General features: G+C 61.0%; 22 protein-coding genes and 1 tRNA gene. 13 read left to right on the plus strand and 10 right to left on the minus strand.

Annotated elements, in window-relative coordinates:
- The 7 genes from J5286_RS03250 (at position 1) to J5286_RS03280 (ending at position 2784) form a co-directional block, all read left to right on the plus strand.
- Positions 1-477 (plus strand): arsenate-mycothiol transferase ArsC, encoded by a 477-nt coding sequence (locus tag J5286_RS03250; RefSeq protein WP_209189135.1) that lies wholly within the window; start codon positions 1-3, stop codon positions 475-477.
- Between the two features lie 130 nt (positions 478-607).
- Entirely contained in the window at positions 608-826 is a 219-nt protein-coding gene (infA, locus tag J5286_RS03255) for a translation initiation factor IF-1 (protein WP_003545338.1), read from the plus strand.
- A gap of 57 nt (positions 827-883) precedes the next feature.
- Positions 884-1504 carry a Maf-like protein gene (locus J5286_RS03260; RefSeq protein WP_018898379.1) on the plus strand — a complete coding sequence of 207 codons (621 nt, stop codon included), beginning with the start codon at positions 884-886 and terminating at the stop codon, positions 1502-1504.
- 32 nt (positions 1505-1536) lie between these two features.
- Positions 1537-1746, plus strand: a complete 210-nt coding sequence (yacG, locus tag J5286_RS03265; protein WP_047507557.1) for a DNA gyrase inhibitor YacG — start codon at positions 1537-1539, stop codon at positions 1744-1746.
- A 182-nt stretch (positions 1747-1928) separates the two neighbouring features.
- Positions 1929-2004 (plus strand) — tRNA-Phe (locus J5286_RS03270).
- A gap of 121 nt (positions 2005-2125) precedes the next feature.
- Complete coding sequence (locus J5286_RS03275) at positions 2126-2395, plus strand: hypothetical protein (protein WP_047507331.1); 270 nt, start codon at positions 2126-2128, stop codon at positions 2393-2395.
- Between the two features lie 155 nt (positions 2396-2550).
- Positions 2551-2784: a hypothetical protein gene (locus J5286_RS03280; protein WP_026282982.1), complete on the plus strand. Its 234-nt coding sequence runs from the start codon at positions 2551-2553 to the stop codon at positions 2782-2784.
- A 36-nt stretch (positions 2785-2820) separates the two neighbouring features.
- On the opposite strand, the gene J5286_RS03285 is transcribed toward J5286_RS03280, so the two are convergent.
- Positions 2821-3069 (minus strand): hypothetical protein, encoded by a 249-nt coding sequence (locus tag J5286_RS03285; RefSeq protein WP_018898384.1) that lies wholly within the window; start codon positions 3067-3069, stop codon positions 2821-2823.
- A gap of 229 nt (positions 3070-3298) precedes the next feature.
- Between J5286_RS03285 and J5286_RS03290 the strand changes: the two genes are divergently transcribed.
- Complete coding sequence (locus J5286_RS03290) at positions 3299-3703, plus strand: heme-copper oxidase family protein (RefSeq protein WP_111561686.1); 405 nt, start codon at positions 3299-3301, stop codon at positions 3701-3703.
- A gap of 57 nt (positions 3704-3760) precedes the next feature.
- Here J5286_RS03290 and J5286_RS03295 read toward each other — a convergent pair whose 3' ends face one another.
- Positions 3761-3967, minus strand: coding sequence for a hypothetical protein (locus J5286_RS03295; protein ID WP_018898386.1), 207 nt, complete (start codon positions 3965-3967; stop codon positions 3761-3763).
- A 271-nt stretch (positions 3968-4238) separates the two neighbouring features.
- On the opposite strand from J5286_RS03295, the gene J5286_RS03300 reads away from it, so the two are divergent.
- Positions 4239-4667 carry an OsmC family protein gene (locus tag J5286_RS03300; protein ID WP_018898387.1) on the plus strand — a complete coding sequence of 143 codons (429 nt, stop codon included), beginning with the start codon at positions 4239-4241 and terminating at the stop codon, positions 4665-4667.
- Between the two features lie 154 nt (positions 4668-4821).
- Positions 4822-5718, plus strand: coding sequence for a DMT family transporter (locus J5286_RS03305; protein WP_209189136.1), 897 nt, complete (start codon positions 4822-4824; stop codon positions 5716-5718).
- Positions 5719-5723: 5 nt separating this feature from the next.
- Here J5286_RS03305 and J5286_RS03310 read toward each other — a convergent pair whose 3' ends face one another.
- From J5286_RS03310 to J5286_RS03340, 7 genes are all read right to left on the minus strand, one after another.
- Entirely contained in the window at positions 5724-6746 is a 1023-nt protein-coding gene (locus tag J5286_RS03310) for a polysaccharide pyruvyl transferase family protein (RefSeq protein ID WP_209189137.1), read from the minus strand.
- A 50-nt stretch (positions 6747-6796) separates the two neighbouring features.
- Positions 6797-8287, minus strand: coding sequence for a lipopolysaccharide biosynthesis protein (locus J5286_RS03315; protein ID WP_209189138.1), 1491 nt, complete (start codon positions 8285-8287; stop codon positions 6797-6799).
- 55 nt (positions 8288-8342) lie between these two features.
- The gene (locus J5286_RS03320; protein ID WP_209189139.1) at positions 8343-9260 is read right to left on the minus strand and encodes a glycosyltransferase family 2 protein; all 918 of its coding nucleotides are present in this window, start codon (positions 9258-9260) and stop codon (positions 8343-8345) included.
- 575 nt (positions 9261-9835) lie between these two features.
- Positions 9836-11395 carry a VOC family protein gene (locus J5286_RS03325; protein WP_112979841.1) on the minus strand — a complete coding sequence of 520 codons (1560 nt, stop codon included), beginning with the start codon at positions 11393-11395 and terminating at the stop codon, positions 9836-9838.
- A gap of 62 nt (positions 11396-11457) precedes the next feature.
- On the minus strand, positions 11458-13074 hold the full coding sequence (locus J5286_RS03330; RefSeq protein WP_209189140.1) for a response regulator: 1617 nt from the start codon (positions 13072-13074) through the stop codon (positions 11458-11460).
- Between the two features lie 2 nt (positions 13075-13076).
- The gene (locus J5286_RS03335; protein ID WP_018898394.1) at positions 13077-13502 is read right to left on the minus strand and encodes a response regulator; all 426 of its coding nucleotides are present in this window, start codon (positions 13500-13502) and stop codon (positions 13077-13079) included.
- Positions 13489-15543: a sensor histidine kinase gene (locus tag J5286_RS03340; protein WP_449089934.1), complete on the minus strand. Its 2055-nt coding sequence runs from the start codon at positions 15541-15543 to the stop codon at positions 13489-13491. Before J5286_RS03340 ends, J5286_RS03335 begins: the two co-directional genes overlap by 14 nt.
- A 256-nt stretch (positions 15544-15799) precedes the next feature.
- Between J5286_RS03340 and J5286_RS03345 the strand changes: the two genes are divergently transcribed.
- The 3 genes from J5286_RS03345 (at position 15800) to J5286_RS03355 (ending at position 17744) form a co-directional block, all read left to right on the plus strand.
- The gene (locus J5286_RS03345; protein WP_209189142.1) at positions 15800-16174 is read left to right on the plus strand and encodes a response regulator; all 375 of its coding nucleotides are present in this window, start codon (positions 15800-15802) and stop codon (positions 16172-16174) included.
- A gap of 413 nt (positions 16175-16587) precedes the next feature.
- Positions 16588-17292 (plus strand): response regulator transcription factor, encoded by a 705-nt coding sequence (locus tag J5286_RS03350; RefSeq protein ID WP_047507352.1) that lies wholly within the window; start codon positions 16588-16590, stop codon positions 17290-17292.
- Complete coding sequence (locus J5286_RS03355) at positions 17289-17744, plus strand: response regulator (protein WP_209189143.1); 456 nt, start codon at positions 17289-17291, stop codon at positions 17742-17744. Before J5286_RS03350 ends, J5286_RS03355 begins: the two co-directional genes overlap by 4 nt.
- A gap of 7 nt (positions 17745-17751) precedes the next feature.
- Here J5286_RS03355 and J5286_RS03360 read toward each other — a convergent pair whose 3' ends face one another.
- Positions 17752-18447 (minus strand): sensor histidine kinase, encoded by a 696-nt coding sequence (locus tag J5286_RS03360; RefSeq protein WP_209189144.1) that lies wholly within the window; start codon positions 18445-18447, stop codon positions 17752-17754.
- Positions 18448-18499: the final 52 nt, after the last annotated feature.

Consider the following 18499-nt stretch of genomic DNA (forward strand, 5'->3'; position numbering starts at 1 on the left):
ATGAGCGAGCTCGAACCGACAAGCGCAAGCATCAGGCCGGGCGCGATCTTGTTCATGTGCGGAATGAACGCCATCCGCTCGCCGATCGCCGAGGCGATCGCCCGTAGTTTGCTGCCATCAAATACCTATATAAGGTCTGCCGGCGTTCGCGCCGGCGAACGCGATCCATTCGTCGATGTGGTGCTCGATGAGATCGGCCTGTCGCTCGGTCGGCATCTGCCGCACACGCTGGAAGATCTCGAAGACGATTACTTCGACGTGATCATCACGCTCTCGCCGCAAGCTCACCACGCAGCGCTCGAACTGACGCGGGCGAGCGCCGTCGAGGTGGTCTACTGGCCGACCATGGACCCAACGGTTGCGCAGGGCACGCGAGAGCAGATTCTGGAGAGCTATCGCGAGGTGCGCAATCATCTCGCCGAGCTTATCCGGAACCGTCTATTAGACCGAAGTGGTATCGCCGCGCAGTCCGCATGAAACAAATAAAGGAAACGCGATCAATTTGGTTCACAAACCCCCGTTGATTGTGTAGTTTCCGCCCAAATTTTGAGGCGGCCCCAATCTTGGCCAACGCCGCCATCTCAACCGACAGGAAGAAAACACCTATATGCCTAAAGAAGAAGTCCTCGAGTTCCCGGGTATCGTCACCGAACTTTTGCCGAATGCGACGTTCCGCGTGAAGCTCGAAAACGAGCACGAGATCATCGCCCACACGGCCGGCCGCATGCGCAAGAACCGTATCCGCGTTCTCGCCGGCGACAAGGTTCTTGTGGAAATGACGCCATACGACCTGACCAAGGGCCGTATCACCTACCGCTTCAAGTAAGCTTGATCCGAAAGCCCCTAAGGCTTTCGCTTCCGTCTGCCCGGTAGTCGAGGTTCCATGGCGCTCAAATACAAGCTCATTCTGGCTTCGGGTTCCCCCCGCCGCGTTGACCTGCTCAACCAGGCAGGGATCGAGCCCTCGCGCCTGATGCCGATGGATATCGACGAGACGCCGAAGAAGTCGGAGCACCCGCGCTCGCTGGCGCGCCGCCTCTCGACGGAAAAGGCCGAAGCAGCACTTGCCGCCATCAAAGGCGACATGACCTGGAAGGGCAGCTATATCCTGGCTGCCGATACCGTCGTCGCCGTCGGCCGCCGCATTCTTGGCAAGGCCGAGTTCGCCGACGAGGCCTCGGCCTCGCTCTACCTGCTCTCCGGCCGCAGCCATTGGGTCTACACGGGCGTCTGCCTGGTGACCCCCGATCGCAAGATCCGCCAGAAGATCGTGGAAACCAAGGTGCGCTTCAAGCGTTTGTCCGGTTTCGAGGTCGAGAACTACCTGGCCTCCGGCCAGTGGCGCGGCAAGGCGGGTGCCTATGGCATCCAGGGTCTGGCCGGCACCTTCGTGCAGAAGATGGTCGGCTCCTACACCAACGTCGTCGGCCTGCCGCTGTACGAGACCATTTTGCTTCTGACCGGCGAGGGCTTCGACGTCCACAGCCGGTGGCCCGAGGCTTGAAGCCGGCGGGCCTAAAACCCGAAGGAATGACCATGCCCGATGAAACCAGACAGAGCGCCAAGATCGAACCGCTGCGCAAGGCGCACCCATGCCCGGAGTGCGGCACGCCCTCGCAGCGCGAGCACTATCCTTTCTGCTCGAACCGTTGCCGCGAAGTCGATCTTTCGCGCTGGCTGACCGGCTCCTACGCCATTCCCGTTGCCGAAGATGAGACGAAGGCCGAGTACCCGGACGAAAACTGATCGGGTTTTTCCGCTCGGGAAGCCGTTCAATTTGTTCAATAATTCGGAAAATTCACAGGCCTGTCAAAAAACTCTCATTTGGCGCTTGCCATGGCCGAACAAGATGTTATAACCCCGCTCGCTTCCGGGGAAAACCAAGCCCCTACAGCTCTCGGAAACGAGAGATGTGCCGAAGCAGGAATGCCCAGATAGCTCAGTTGGTAGAGCAGCGGATTGAAAATCCGCGTGTCCGTGGTTCAAATCCGCGTCTGGGCACCACTCTTTCTCCCAAACAATAAAACTCTTTCTTTCGTGTTTGTTGCCGAAGCCATCTTTTGAATTGGCGGCAAACGATCGGGCTGCTACAGCGGTCCATCCCGCAGGACCAGCAGAGAGTGATATGGCCAAGACGAAAGAACCGAAGCTCGAGCATTCCGAACTCGCCGGCGAGTTTACCGATGATGGCGTGACCGTTCTGGTCGACATTTTCCGCCCTGCCGGCACCAATGGCGACTGGAAGATGGAAGTCGTGACGCAGGACGACGACCTGATCGAATGGGAAGAGGGCTTCGAGACCGATCGCGACGCTTTCGACGAGTTTCTGGCCACGGTCGAGCGCGACGGCATCCGCACTTTCCTGGATGATGCCGACGAACCGTCGGTTCACTAGACGCCAGCCAGACAAACTCTGACGCCGTGACACTGCTGTGACTGTCGTTTTCAGACTTGAAAATGTCGCTTGCGGAGACCCTTTAAAATAAACCGAAACTATTGTGGGCCACTCCGAAAGATAAGTGCGCATAAAGCGCGCCGGGAACAGCAAACATGAAAGCTTTGGAATACAGAGCCGCTCTGGCGGTCCTGGGATTGACCACTGCTGGAGTGGAAAATCTCTTTGGAGTCGATCAGATCACCAGCCGCCTATGGGCGACGGGAGAGCAGGATGTGCCGCGCGCCGTGGCGCTCTGCCTGCTCCTGATGGCGTCGCATAACCTGTCGGTCGCCCAGGCGCAGATCCTGGCCGACAGCGTCGACGTGCCGCTGGCGAAATCCGCCTGACAACTGGCCCTACAACTGGGGATTTGGCGAAAGCCCTCAGGCCGCCGGCTGCTGGATCATCTTTTTCAGAACATCGAGAAGCTGTTTGGCGTCGTCATTGGCGCCGAGCACGCGCAGGCGCTCTTCCGCGAGGCTGATGATCGCCTCCATGCTTTCGCGCTCGCTCCAGCCGGAAGCGACACAGGCGCGCGTCAGGTCCTCGAACGCGAATTGCATCGCGTCCTGGCAGCGCACATCCCGATCGGGATCGTCACTGGTGACAAACGGCCTGTAGATCTCCCGCATCTCAGTTCTCCGCAACTCATTCGCACGCGCCATGCTATTCCACAGGCTTTAACGAAGTATTCATGACGATATCCGGCAATCTGGGCGGAAATTCGTGACGTATCCGATTTCTCTTAGAAACGATGCAAGTTGTCTCGTCGCGCATGTCGCAACCTACTGATAAGGGCGTCGTTCTCAACTCGCCTCTGCAGTGGTAATATTACCCTTGCCGAAAAGAGGGGAGATTCACATGCCACGCATCTCGCATCTATATTTCAAGACGGCCATTCTGTTCCTGATCCTTGGTATCGGAATGGGCCTGAACATGGCAATCTCGCAGGATCACAGCGTGATCGGCGCTCACGCACACTGTAATCTCTTGGGTTGGGTGACGATGGCGCTCTTCGGAGGCTATTACGCGCTCAATCCGCGCAAGGCCGAACGTCGCATCGCGATGATCCAGTACGGCATCTATACCGCGGGCGTCACGCTGATGGTTCCGAGCCTCTATCTGATGTTGCTCGGCAACATGGCGATGGAACCCGTCGTGGCAATCGCCTCGATCATCACATTCATCGGTGTCCTGCTGTTCGCCTTCGTCATCTTCTCCGGCGAACAGGTGGCCATGACGCCATCGACGCCGTCCTATCGCTGAAGTCTTCCAACTGCCCTGCGGCGCTCGTTCTTGGGGACGGGCGCCGTGGAAGCAGGATCAGTGCACGACCTGAACGCGGATATGCTCCTTGGCTGCGTAGGAATGGCAGTCGATCGGCGCATCGCCGACGAAGATCACATCGCCATCCTGGTCGAAAAGGCCCCAGCAGGCTTCATCATCGACATAGACCTTGCGGACGTAACCGAACGGCGCGCTTTCGAGGACGACGTTGGGTGCAACAGCAACTGTCTCAAGTTCTCGCATGGATCACTCCGATAGTCATTTCTGTTTTAGTGCGACATCATATTGCATTGCGAGGCTGATGCCGGGCTATCCCTAGAAATGGGGATGTCTAACTCAGCTTGACCTTTTGCCTCTCAGGGTGTCCCGAATCGGTATTTCATGCCGATTTCCTTCCTTGGTTGCAGCGCGTCGCGCCTTTGTGGATTGCGATTGCATCAGCGGTCAAAAGCGCGTTGCGCCGGCCAATCGAAGCTCCTATCTACAGGCACGAATCACCTCCGAGGAGTAACTCATGGCAGACCTAAAGGTTCGCACTCGTCCCGTTGGCGCCAGCGCCGTTCTCGGCCGCACCGGCTTCCCGCATGTCACCTCCGCCACGGGCGGTGAGATCGACATCGTCACCAGCCCGTCACAGCCGGGTTTCAACCCGCTCGATCTCCTCTATTCCTCGCTCTCGGCCTGCCTGGTCTTGAGCGCCCGCATGGCGGCGAGCCAGCTTGGCGTGCTCGATCGCATCACCGAGCTCAAGGCCGACGTCACCGGCGAGAAGGCCACCGAAGGCCTGTCGCGGGTCAAGACCTTCAACATCGTCTTCTCCATCAAGGGCGACATCGACGAGGAAACCCGCCAGAAGATCGCCCACGCCGCTGAAGACGAGATCTGTACGGTCAGCAACACCATCCGCGGCAATCCGGAATTCTCGACGGTCATCTCCGGCTGACCCTTTACGTTGGTGCCGGTGTAGCGCGAGCCACGCCGGCGACGATATCGACCGCGCCTGTCGTTCCCGGGCTATTCTCAGGCCACCGCTTCTGCTACTTGCGGTGCATGATGGCGCCGCTCGATCGCACCCGACGCCGCAAGCACGGTACGCCATGTCGCAAGTCTCCACCGCCCTCCCGCAGTCCGCTCCCTCGCACCGTTTCGCGCTTGCCGCGCTGATCCTCGGTGGCGCCGCGATCGGCGGCTCGCCGATCTTCGTGCGGCTGTCGGAAGTGGGGCCGATGGCAACCGGCTTCTGGCGCGTGGCGCTGGCTTTCTTCCCGATCTACATCTTCTCGCTCATCAAGGGTCGCGCCACCGGTCCGAAGCCCGAGACTTGGATGGATCGCGGCCTGCTCATCCTGCCCGGCGTCATTCTCGCCGTCGACCTCATCACCTGGCATCTGTCGATCACGATCACATCCGTCGCCAGTGCGACGCTGCTCGCCAATCTGGCGCCGGTCTTCGTCACCATCATCGGCGTGCTCTTCATGGGCGCTGCCGTCACGCGCGTGTTCGTGGCGGGATTGCTGCTGGCGATCGTCGGCGTCGTCATCCTCAAGGGCGGTCCGGCGGCACTCGGCCAGGGCGATCTGCTGGGCGATGGCGGCGCCGTTCTGGCGGCAGTGGCCTATGCGCTCTACATTCTCGCCATCGGCAGGCTGCGCACACGCTTCGACACGGTGCGCATCATGCTCTGGAGCACGGCTTCCGCCGCCGTCTGCCTGTTTCCGTTCGGCTTCTTCGTGGAAGGCCATCTCATGCCTACCACGGCCTATGGCTGGGCCATGGTCTTCGGTCTCGCCTTCATCAGCCACGCCAGCGGGCAGGTTGCGATCACCTATGCGCTGGCCTATCTGCCGGCCGCCTTCTCGTCGCTGACGCTGCTCCTGCAGCCCGTCGTCGCCGCGATCCTCGCATGGATCCTGCTCAGCGAGCCGATCGGCCCGATGCAGGCCGTCGGCGGTCTGGTGGTCCTCGCCGGGATCATGATCGCCCGGCGAGGGTAACTGCCTTAGGCGACGGCGGCCTGCTTCTGCATGCGGCGTGCGTCGAGAATATCAAGCGCCTCGTCGACGGTCGCCGCCAGCTCCGCCTTCTCCGTGTTGCAGGTGTTCCAGGCTTCGATGAAGCTGCTGGTCTTGCCGTAGCTGTTGTCGAGCACGCAATGGTCGGCGCCGATCAGCACGCACATGATGTGCCCGTGCATGCGGTCGGTGATGACCTGTCGAGCCGAGCCCAAGAGCGCCACGCCGCGATCGAAGCGCTGCTGCGCGCGCTCACGGTAGGCGAGTTCCGTCATGCGGGCGCGGCCGCCGATCTTGCCCGAGAGCAGGCCCTTGAGGATGGCCGCATGCTTGGTCTGCTTCTGGAAATCCGCTGGCTCATCCGGCCAATCCGATTTCACGGTGCCCGGGCGCTGCGTCGCCGCCGTCAGGTCCTGCGGCGTGCCGACTTCCTGGTCTTCGCGCAGGTTCAAGAGCAGTTCATGCTGCGGCACCGGCTTTGCGACCGGCCCGATGCAGAAGGCCATGTCGGGGCACAGGCGCGTCTCGCACTGGAACCAGCGCTGCGCGAAGGCAAGGCTTTTCTTGTCGCGCACCAGGAGCGTGAACTGGCCATGCTTCTCGATGGCGCGCGCCGTGCTGTCGACGTTGGCCTGATCCTTGAAATGGATGGTCTGCGGCAGCTGCACGATCGGCCGTCCCTTGTGCCGCTCCAGCATGTTCTCGCGGAACTGGCGGTAGCCCGCCCAGATATCCCCGAAATTGCCGCCGCCATGCAGGAAGATCCGGCCGTCGCCAATGGCGCCGAGCATGCGGTCCTCGTCGAAGGTCGGGATTTCGGTCACATAGGACGGGCGCGAGCGCTTCTTGTCGAAGTATGCAAGCTCGCCCAGCCAGATCGCGCTGTCGCCGATATTGTAGTGGTTCGGAAAGTCGAGCAGCGCATAACGCTCCGACGGGTCGAAAACGTCATACAGGTTCTTCTCGATCACGCCCTGCAGGCGGTTGATGATCGTCAGGTTAGATTCCATTGAAGGCTCCTTGTTTTAGGGACAAGAGGTCCGAAAGTTATTGCGCGGGCTCAGGCCTGCGCGTGTTTGCGAAACGGATTGAGCGACATTGCAAGCGCGATGTAGGGGCGGATGACCGACCGGCCGAAGATCGGCAGGAAGGCGAGGTAGATCACCGCGCCGAGGCCGATGCTGAGGCCGAGCGACAGCCAGCGGTTCTGGACATGCTCAACGATGACAGGATGTGCGAGCCAGACGCCGGCGGCCATCAGCAGCGAACCGAAGAGCGGCAGCGCCACGGCCTTCAGCGTGCTCATCGCATCGATGTTGGCGAAGCGCGCCAGCACATACTGCTGGTAGGGCAGCGTCAGCCAGGCGCGCAGCGTATAGCCGGCCGCAACGGCAACCACGCCGTAGGGCACGAGCAACCAGGTCAGCACCAGCGTCGCGGCAAGCTGCAGGGCAGCCACCGAGAGAATCGATTCCGCGCGGTTGACAGCGGAGAGCGCCGACGAGGCGAAGAAGTTCATGACGAAGGGCACGGCCATCAGCACGAGCACCGTGGCGATGTCGCCGGCATTGCCCCACTTGTCGCCGAACAGCATGGCGATCATGTCGTTCGACAGAGCGCCGAAGCCGAGCAGCAGCGGAATGGTGCCGAGTGCGGCGGCGCCGACAATCTTGTTGTAGGCATTGCGGAAGGCGACGCGGTCGTTCTGTAGCCGCGACAGCGTCACCAGCGCGACACTGCCGATCGGCGCCAGCACCGCCTGTCCGATCAGCTCGATCAACCGCCAGGCAATACGGTAACGGCCGACTTCGACCGGGCCGTACCAGCGCGAAATGAAGATGTCCTGCACGCGGGCAAGCAGCATCCACATCAGCTGCGTGACGACAAGGCTGATGCTGAACAGGAAGACCGAGCGGAACAGCGGCACGTTGAAGCGGAATTTCGGCATCCAGGGATAGGCGACCCAGCCGAGCAGCACCGTGACCACGGCATTGACGGCGGTCTGGGCGACCAGCGCCCACACGCCCCAGCCCATGAAGGCGCAGGCGACGGCGGTGATGCCGGACAGCAGGCTGGCGGCGATTGCCTGGGCCGCGAGGTTCTTGTGGCCGAACTCGCGTGCCAGCCGTGCATTGTGGATGACGGCGAGCGACGACACCGGCAGCAACGGCGCCAGCCAGCGCAGGATTTCGGCGACTTTCGGGTCGCGGACGAGATCGCCGTAATAGGGCGCGAAGACGAAGACGACAGCGGCGACGATGGCGCTGAAGGCAATGGTTGCCCAGAAGGCAGTATCGGCCAGCTCCTCGTCCAGATCGAGCTGCCGCGTCACCGCGTCACCCAGGCCGGCATAGGCAAGCACCCTGCCGATCTCGACGAACAGGCTCGCGAGCGCGAAGGTGCCGAAATCGCCGGGGCCGAGAATGCGGGCGAGAATGACGAAGATCACGAAGGTCGCAACCGTGCTCCACGCCACGCGGATGACCGACCAGAGGACGGAAAGCGCGGTCTTCTTCTTCAGCTCGGCGTGGCCAATTGCCGTATCTGTCATTCAGTATCCAATCGATTGGGCGCTGAGGCGCAATGCTTCCGGGGCTCGGGACCGCTCAAGCGGCCCGACCCGTTTTCTGGCCGCGCCAATAGGCGACCATGCCGGTGAAATTGTCTCTGAGCTGGCTGCGATAGGTCAGCCCTAGCTCATCGCTGAGCTTGCGGCGGCCCATTGCCTCCAGCACTGCCTGGCGAATGTCCCAGCGCAGCATGCCGCGCATGTTCGAGCGACGGTCGAAGAGGTATTTGGCGTAGAGCGCGCCGTTGCCGAAGGCATAGCCGCTCTGCAGCTTCTTCACGTCGCCGAGTTCCCGGCGCCCGTGGAAGTGCTTCACCGCGAAATCCGGAATGTATTCGACGCGGATGCCGGAATTGAAGGCGCGGTGCACGTAATCTGTGTCCTCGCCGGAGCGGAAGGGTGAGCCGGCGCCAAAGCGCGTGTCGAACAGGCCTACCTTGTCGATCAGCGCGCGCGGAAATGCCATGTTGGCGCCATGGATGAACCCGCCGGCATGCAGCTCGCTCGTCAGCACGGCAGGCTCAAGCTCGGGCTTGATCGTGACAGGCAGATCGCGCGCGTCGCCAAGCTCGATGCGGCCGCCGCGCATGACGATGTCGGTGTCGGCGGCAAAGAGTGCTGCAATCACCGTGAAGTAATCGGCAAACACTTCACAGTCGTCATCCGTGAAAGCGATGATCCGGCCCGTGGCGGCAGCCAGCCCGCTATTGCGCGCAACCGAAAGACCGGGCTTCGCTTCGTAGACGAGATTGGTGCTGATCGGCGCGGTCTTCGCCCATTCGCTGACGATCGCGGACGTGTTGTCGGTGGAACCATTGTCGACGAAGACGAGTTCCAGGTTCAGATCGCTGGCCTGGCGCGCGGCATTCGATACGGCATCCAGGCAGTTCGTCAGTCCATAAGCCCGATTTCTCGACGAGATGATCAGGCTGATGTCCACGGGCTGAGGAGGCATTCGGGTTCCCTTCTGCAGTCGATGTCGGGGGAAGGGTAGGGCGCTCCCCCAACCTCGGCAAGAAACATTTTGCGTTGCAGCAAACCAATACAGTTTGCTGAAAAACCAAAACAATGTGGTGATTTCTTGCTGGTATATTATTAATCGCAGGAGGGTGATATTAATGCGATATTATTTCTGGAATGAAGAAAAGTAATTGTAATAATTCGTGTTTATTTAATATTCACAAAGTCGCAATTCTGTTTGCTTGCTTCTGATTATTATCGAAATATATCCAATTTAAGCATTGTGAATATAAAAATATATAGAAGTGCAATAGCGTTGCTTACGTCGTTTTCTCGTGGCCGCATTGCGCTTCTTCGCACTGGCGAAATAGGCGAGAGGTAAAAGACAGCTGTTCTCGCCGGACCAATATCGACCAAGAAAACCGGCCGGATCGGACGTTTTTACCAGAGAAAAACCCGCCGCATGACTTGGAAGAATGCGACAGGTCCGAGTAGAAATTGCAGAATACGACCAGCGGGTGTGTCCTGGCGGCCGGTGGATGAAGCTCCGCTGGCGAGCCCGCTGACGCGCTACTCCTCGTGCGTCAGCCACTTCTGAATGACCGGAACATCGTCATCGCCAAGCAGGTGCCCCGTCGGGATGACGGTCGAATCGACGGTTGCGCCAGATGTCTTCAGCCGCGTTTCGAGGTCGCTCGCATACTTCCCATAGGCGTCCGTCTTGCCGCTGATGACAAGCAGATCTGTGCCCTTCAGGTCCGCATGCGGAAATTCGCTGAGCACGGGCATGGAGCGCAGCAGTACCGCTTTGTGAACGAGGTTCGGGTGCAGGTAGAGAAGCGAGTTCAGGAGATTGGCGCCGTTGGAATAGCCGACATAAACGAGCTTCTTCGGATCGAGCCCGTAGGATTTCACCGCGCCGTCGATGAAGGCGGCGAAAGCCTCCGCCTCGTTCTTAATGTCCTGCTGGTCGAAGGAAAACGGCGTGATGCGCTTGTACCAGCGCGGAATGCCTTCCTCCGTCGCGCGCCCGCGCACGCCGAGCAGCGTCGCGCGCGGCGCCACCTTGTGCAGCAGCGGCATCAGCGTCGTCTCGTTGCCACCCGAACCGTGCAGCAGCACCAGAACCGTGCCGTCAGGGTTCGGCGGCGTATAGAAACGGTGCACGAAGGGCAGTTCGCGATAATTGATCCGGGGCTCACCCGGCATCGAAAACTGCGGCAGAACCACCTTCAGGTCCTTGAGATCGGTAATCGGGTCCTTCGGCACGAACAGCTTTTCGCCAAGCGTCGCCGCCGGCTCATCCACGGTCATGCCCGGCTTGTCGGTCGCAAGCTCGATTAGCGTGCCGCCCGGCTCGCGCACATAGAGCGAGCGGAAATACTTGCGGTCGTGCACGTTGATATCAGACGCGCTTGCACCCTCGCTCTTCAGCGCATCATGAACCTTCGACAGCGCCGCGTCGTCCTCTGCGCGGAAGGCGACGTGGTCGAAGGTGCCGGTTCCGGGCGCGCTCGACCAGAAGCCCTTGGCGTTCCTGATGTCGACGATATCGCCGGACTGCGAGACCAGCCGGTCGATATTGCCGCGGTTTTCCTGGAAGCGATAGCCGAAGTGGCTCTCGACGAAGGCCCGGCTCTTTTCCGGCTCCTCGGTCAGCATCGTCGTTCCGCGCACGCGCTGCACGGCGTGCTCGACCGGAATGCCGGCGCCATGCCAGGGAGCAGGCGATTTCAGCGCCGGCGTGCCGGCAAGCTTGACGATGATGTTGTCCGGATCCTTCAGGCGCAGCACCGGCTCGCCGAATTCGTCGGCCGGACCTTCCGTGCGGACGCCGAAGCTCATCGCCCGCGTCAGCCAATAGCCGATGCTGGAAGGGTCGATCGCCAACGCCAGTTCGCTCAGTTGCCCGAACCCGGCCCGGCCAGGCGCGCCATCTTCCCAGACAAGGAATGTCACGAGCGAGCCCGGCGTAGCTTCCGCGTCACCATAGAAGAGGTGCAACTGCGTCGCGTCTTCGAAACCGGCCGTCTGTTTGACAAGCCGCATGCCGAGAAAGCCGGCATAGAAGTCGACGTTCGCCTGCACCTTTCGGGTCAGCAGCGTGATGTGATGTATGCCTGAAGCCATTGAGGGGAGCCCGGATTGCATTGGGTACAGAAGGAGCGCGGAGATGAAGGTGAGGATAACAGTCATATCGTTGCGTTTGCTTGGTGCCTTGTTTGCTCTCCATAAAGAATTAGGGCATCTCCGCAAGGCTGCAAATCCAAAGTCTGAACATCCCGCAGCGCAAGTTCCAGCTGCTGCCGCGTCGGCGGCTTGATCATGTAGGCCCGCGCGCCAAGCCTTCTGGCACGCTCCATGTCGTCCTCATCGCTTGATGTGCTTAGGATGAAGGCCGGTATCGTCTTCAGCCGCGCGTCGCGCGAAAGCGCCTCAAGAACCTCGAACCCGTCCATGATCGGCATGTTGATATCGAGCAGGATGAGGTCGATCAAAGGATCGTGACCACCGGTTGCCCGCTCCTGCAGAAGCCGCATCGCCTCAAGGCCGTTCGAAGCGAGATGCAGGTTGAACGTCACCTTCTCCCGCTTCATCAGCTTGATCTTCAGAAGCTGAACATCTGCCGGACTGTCTTCGACCAGCAGAACCTCGGCCACCCGGCCGATCCTATCAGCGCGCTGCTCTTCTTGCCGTGGGCTTGCCGCGTCGGCCGGCGCCTTGTCCGCCTCACTCAAGGCCAGCGGCAGCTCCATGATGAAGGTGGTGCCCCCACCACCATCGGCATCCTCGCACCAGATGGCGCCGCCATGCAGCTGCGCAATCCGACGGCAAATCGCCAGCCCGAGCCCCGTTCCCTCGATGCCGCGCCCGACCAGCCGCTTGAACGGCTGGAAGATCAGTTCGCGATGATCACGAGCGATGCCGGGCCCGTTGTCGCTGACGGCGATCCGGCAGAGCATGCCTTCGCCTTGTGCCGAGATCCGCACGCGCGGCACCTCGTCCTCGCAATATTTGATGGCGTTGGAGATGATGTTCTGCAGCATCTGCACCAGAAGCGTCCCGTCGCCCATCACCTGGGGCAAGGGGCCGCGCTCGATCTCGGCGCCACGGCTGCTGATCTGTTCGCGCAGATTGCGCTCCACCTGGTCGACGATCGCCGACAGCGAGACCGGCTTGGCCTCGAGATCGCCGGAGGCCTCGAGCTTCGAGAAGCCCGACACCTTGACGATCAGCTCCTCCATGTGGTCGGCCGCGCTGAGCACGTAGCCGAGCAGGTCGTGATCGTCATGCGCGAGCGAGGGCGATGCCTGCAGCAGCCTGCTGAACGACTTGATCGTCCGCAGCGGCTCCTTCAGGTCGTGGGCCATGGCGCGGGTGAAAATCTCGAGTGATTGCTGCTTCTGCTCCAGCTTGGCCGCGAGATCGCCATGCATGATGGCGCTCTGGATGCAGCGGTGCAGCGTCTCCGGCGAAAGCGTGTCCTTGGTGAGATAATCCCGCGCGCCGCCCTTCATCACTTCGACGGCGATCGTCTCGCTGCCCTGGCCAGTCAGCATGATCACGTTGGCGGAGGGGTCGAGCTTCAATATCTCCTCGAGCACACCGACGCCGTCGCGGCCCGGCAGCGAGTAGTCGAGCAACACGCAATCCGGCCGCTTCTGCGCGTTGAGCGCTATGCCCTCGTCGCCGTTTTCAGCCTCGTAGACCACATAGTTCGCGCCCGGCGCGCGTGCCAGCATCCGCCGGTAAACTTCGCGGTCGTCGATATTGTCGTCGATAACCAGTACCGCGCTGCCCTCGGCCATGATCACCCCTCCAGAGGCAATATGGCGATCTCGAACCAGTATTCCTTCAGCCTCTGGATCGCCGCGAACAGACCGTCGAGATCGACAGGCTTCTGGACATAGGTGTTGGCGCCGAGCGCGTAGCAGCCCTCGATATCGCGCTCGTCGTCAGATGTGGTCAGGATCACCACCGGGATTTTCCGCCAGGCCGGGTTGGACTTGATCGCCTCCAGCGTCTTGCGGCCATCGAGCCCCGGCATGTTGAGGTCGAGCAGGATGAGGCCCGGCCGTGTTTCCATCGTCGCCAGCAGATCAAGCGCCTGCTGGCCCGATGGCGCCCATTGCACCGGGTTCTTGAGCTTGGCGCGCTTGAAGGCGCGGATCGTTGCTTCGTAATCGTCCTCGCTGTCTTCGACGATCAGGATCGGCTGTGATTCACGGTGCTGCATGCTGCCCCTCGCGCTTGTGACCCAATGTAAAATAGAAGGTTGTGCCCTGGCCAACCTCTGACTCCAACCAGACGTCGCCCTCGTGACGGCCGATGATCTTGCGCACGAAGGTCAGCCCGGCGCCGGTGCCGTCGTCCGATTCCTGCGTCTTTTCCAGCCGCTTGAAGATGCGGAAGATATCCTCGTGAAACTCGCGAGGAATGCCCTTGCCATTATCGCGCACGAAATAGACGTCGCTCGTCCGGCGCCCGTCTTCGCCGGTAAACTCGCCGACGTGACCGACGGTCACGACCGGCTCGGCCTTGTCGTTGTATTTCACGGCATTGGTGATCAGGTTGCGGTAGACCTCGGTCAGCCGCAGCGAATCGCAGACGACATCGGGAAGCTGGCCTTCGACCAGCACCTTCGCCCGCCGCTCTTCCAGATAAAGCTCCATGGTCGAGACCACGTCCTTGACGATCGCATTAACATCGGTGCGTTTCACCGCCAGCTGCTGGCGCCCGATGCGCGAGAAATAGAGCAGGTCGTTGACCAGCTTCTCCATGCGCTGGCTAAGCCGGACAATGCGGTTGATGCGGCGCACGCCGTCCTCGTCGAGCACCGTCTCGTAATCCTCGAGCAGAAAGCGGGAATGGTTGTGCATTCCGCGCAGCGGCTCCTTCAGGTCATGCGAGGCGATATAGGCGAACTCGTCGAGATCGGAATTGCTGCGCTCCAGATCGGCTGTGTAGGCCTGAAGCTGGCGGAACATCGTCCGCAGCTGTTCCTCCTGCTGCACCCGCAGGCTGATGTCGCGCAGAATGGCGACGAAGGTGACCGTTGTCCCGGTACGGAAGGCGCTGAGCGACACATCGAGCGGGAATGTCTCACCATTGCGCCGGATGCCCGAGATCGTACCCGTCGTCCCGGTCCCGCCTTCCTCGCTCAACAGCAGCGATCGCCGGAAATAGTCGTCGAGGCCCGCATGGAAGGTCTCCGGCAGCAGGATATGGACGCTCTCTCCGATCGCTTCCTTCGATGTCCGGCCGAACATCTCCTCGGCTGCCGGATTGAACAGCGAAATCTTGCCCTGCGGGTCCATGGCGACGATCGCGTTCGGCGTATTGCGGGTCACCGTGTCGAAACGGATTCGCTCGGCATCGAGGCTGTCGCTCTTGCGCTGGAAGAAGAACACGAAGGTCGCCACCAGCCAGAGCATGCCGACGGTGATGGCGCGGTTCGTCGCTTCGTAGCCATAGCCTTCACCATGCCGGTCGACGGCGAGAAAACCGAGCAGGATCAGAATGGAGCAGACGAAGGCCAGGTTGAACGGCGCCGTGCGGCTGTTGAACCACAGCGAGGTCAGGATCAGCGGCACATAGATCATGCCGTTCACCACCCCGAGCGGGGTGTAGAGATCGATCATCAGCCCGATGAAGCACAGCGCACCCGGCAGCCAGACGGGCATGCCGCCATGATGATCCGGCTGCAGCCACCAGGACCGCACCAGCATCGCCGAGCCGAGCAGCGTCACGCCGGCCGCGGTGTGCACCGCCATGCCGATGTTCGATCCCCAGCGATAGATGTGCTCGGTATGCATCGCGTATCCGGCTAGGGCCGCGATGCCGAGGCCGATCACCACATAGCCGACAAGCTCCTCGAACAGCCGCGCCTTGCCCTTCTGGTCCGGTGGGGTCAGCGCCAGAGCGAGGTTGGAGAAGAACATGACCACGGCGGTATTGAGCGCCATGCCGCCGCCGATGCGGCCAAAGAATGCCGGATCGACGAGAATGCCGGCGAGAAAGCGCTCCATGATCTGCGGCTGCCGTCCGACGAATGTCAGCTCGATCAGCCGGACCCCGCTCATCGCGGCGGCAAGCGAAAACAGCAGGAAAGCGGCGAGCCGCGCGTTTGCGCTTGTATAGACCGAGATGACGAGCGCTATCCCGGTGAGGCAGAAGCAGATCGCCGTGTTGATCGCCATCGCCGGCGAATCCGGGATCAGGAAAAGAAGAGGCTCGATCTGCCGCACCCAGGCGAAAAGGATCACGGCGCCCAGCATGAGCAGCAGCACGCCGAGCACGATCGTGGTCAAACGGTGTCGTTCCTGGCGCCAGGGGGCACTCGTCCTTCGACCAATGATCGGCTTCACCACGCGTTGCTCTCCCGTCCGGCGGTTACTATTTCCAGAATTGAAAATTATTCAATATACATCTGCCGCGATAGTTGCGGCTTCGGCGCCGACCGGCAATATGCCCGTTACGGATGCTGTGCCCTGCGGTCGAACGGAGCGCCGGCGCGAGCACGGGAGGGTGGCAATGCCGGCGGTATTTTATGTGGACGACAGCCGCGACGACCTGTTTTACGCACAATATGTCTGCCGCAAGGAACGCCCCGACATCGCCCTTTCGTGCTTCCAGACCGCCGATGCCGCCTTCGAAGCGCTCTCTTTATGTCTCGCGGAAGGCATGTCTCTGCCGGCGCTCCTGATCGTCGATCTCTACATGCCTCTCGATAGCGGCATCGGTCTCGTCATGCGCCTGCGCGCCGATCAACGCTTCGCCTCGATGCGAATCGCTGTCTGTTCCGGCTCGGACGCGACGGCGGATCGGGAGCGGGCCTTGGCCTGCGGGGCCGATCTATACGTCGAAAAACCGATCGACCTCAGTGCACTCGTGCGTCTCGGCCAATAGTCCATCAAAGACAATCGACTTTCTTAGGTATTTATGACGCAATGGTTGCAAGTCTCATTGACACGACTTTGGCTACATTTCACACTATACGCATGAAGCAGTGTGAGACGATGCTGGGGAGAGCCGTTTGACTTTGTTGACGAAACAACCCCGGCAAAATCCGTGAATGAAGCCTGTCGCCTTGCTGGTGCGCGAAGCGCGTCGCCGGCAGCATAGGACAGGCGAATGCCGAGGGTAGGGGGGCGGAAGCGGATGTCGCATGCCGATTTTGTGATCGGCGTGTCGCGGCGGTTTCCCTCGAAACTCCGCACTCGGTCATTAACTGTATCAGTCTGGCGCGTGTCTCCAGAGTTCGGAGATGCCGCCCAACCGGTAATCAGAGGCACGTAGGAGCCAAGAAGCAGGAATGCGGAATGAGTAGCGCGATGGCCCTTCCATTTCACGCTGGCCCGGAACTGGGGCGGGCGATCAACCGCACGGATTTCTTTCGACTTCTGAAGGCGGCCGCGCATCACTATGCTTTTGACAGCTTCGCGCTCGCCCGCATCTCCGAGGCGTCGCAGCCCTTCGGCGCGCGCGACATCATCATCACCAATGTCGCCGAGCGCCAGACCGGCTTCTTCGTCTACGCCATGGGCCGCGCGCTCGGCTTCATCAAATCCAAGGCCGCGCAGTTCCTGGCGACCCCTATGAGCGGCAAGGCCAACAATCTGGAGGGCTATCCTCCCGATCTCGTCCTCAACGAATTCGACACAAACAGCTTTCTGCTCATCCCGCTTTTCACGCCCGAGGGGCGTCGCTACTGTGTTGCCTTCAGCGGCAAGCGCCAGCAGCCGGACCAGGGCGAGGTCGCCGATATCTTGCTCGATACCATGCGGATTTTCGACAAGTTTTACGAGGAAATCCTGGTCAACGAGATGTCAGGCCGCTTGACCCAACGGGAGAGTGAAGTGGTTCGCTGGACCAGTGAAGGCAAGACATCGGCGGAGATCGCCATCATTCTCGGTCTGTCGGAACACACCGTCAACTCGCACATCGCGGCGTCGGTCAGAAAGCTCGGCGCGGTAAATCGCGTCCACATGGTGGCGATGGCGTTGCGTATGGGACTTGTTTCGTGAGCAAGAATGCTGAAGCGACATCGCAGACGGCTCCGGGCGAGGCGGTCAGGATTCTATTCGTCGATGACGAATTCATCGAATTTCGCTCCCTGAAGAAGACCGTCGCGGCACTTACCGAGCCGAAGGTGCAGATGGACTACGCGCAATCGGTCAGCGATGCGCTGGCAAAGCTCAATAGCGACAGGTTCGACCTAATCCTGCTCGACAACCGACTGCTGCCGAACGCGGATTTTCGCGAGACCGTGCCGAAGCTGCGCGCCGCGAGCTACACCGGCCCGATCGGCGTCATATCGATGGACGTGTCGGACAGCTACTTCCAGCAGTTCCAGGATTACGGCGTCGATTTCCGCATCGGCAAGGACGAGATCGACGTCGAGACGCTGCAGCACATCATCCGCGAATATGTTCGCTATGACATGCCGGATGTCTGGAAGGACGATTACAACATCTAACGGGCCATCAAACGGGCAGGCGGATCGTGAACCGACTTCCCGTCTCCGCTGATGATGAGAGCGATATCGTGCCGCCGAGTGCGGTCACCAGCTCCCGTGCCGCTGCCAACCCGAGGCCCGGCCTTTTCACGGCGCCCTCCGGCAGCAGGCTCCAGAAAGCAGTGAACACGCTCTCCTGATGCTCGGGCGCGATGCCCGGGCCGTTGTCTGAAATATGGATCGTCCAATGCGTGGCATCGACTTCCGCCTCGACCGTCAGGCGGCACGCCTCGTCGGCATCCGTGCGATGCATCAGCCCGTTCGCCATCACGTTCTTCAGCACGAGCCCCAGGATTCCCGCATCGGTCCGGATGCCGGGCAGGTCGCCCGTCTCGATCGTGGCCTTGGGCGCATCGACCTCGAAGCGCAGCTCCGCCCAGATCTGCGCAACCAGCAGCGTGGTGTCGACATCGCTGATCACAAGTCGCGGCGCGCCGGAAGCGAAGCTGATCAGCCCTTTCGTCAGCTCCTGCGCTGCCTGTGTCTTGGCAAGAATGGTGGTGAGATATTCCAGGTGCTCGGCATCGATCCTGTCGCCGATCTCGTCGATCAGAATCTCTGCATACATCGCGATGTGCCTGAGCGGCGATTGCAGGTCGTGCGAGGCAATGGCGAGAAAGCGCTTGATGCGCGTTTCGTCGGTCTCTGTCGTCGATGGTGACATGTCTCGTCCGCCGGATTTAAGCCCGGGCGGAGAATAGAAAGCGGGCGCCGGT

It is taken from the genome of Rhizobium sp. 16-488-2b (assembly GCF_017741815.1).
Taxonomy (GTDB): Bacteria; Pseudomonadota; Alphaproteobacteria; order Rhizobiales; family Rhizobiaceae; genus Rhizobium.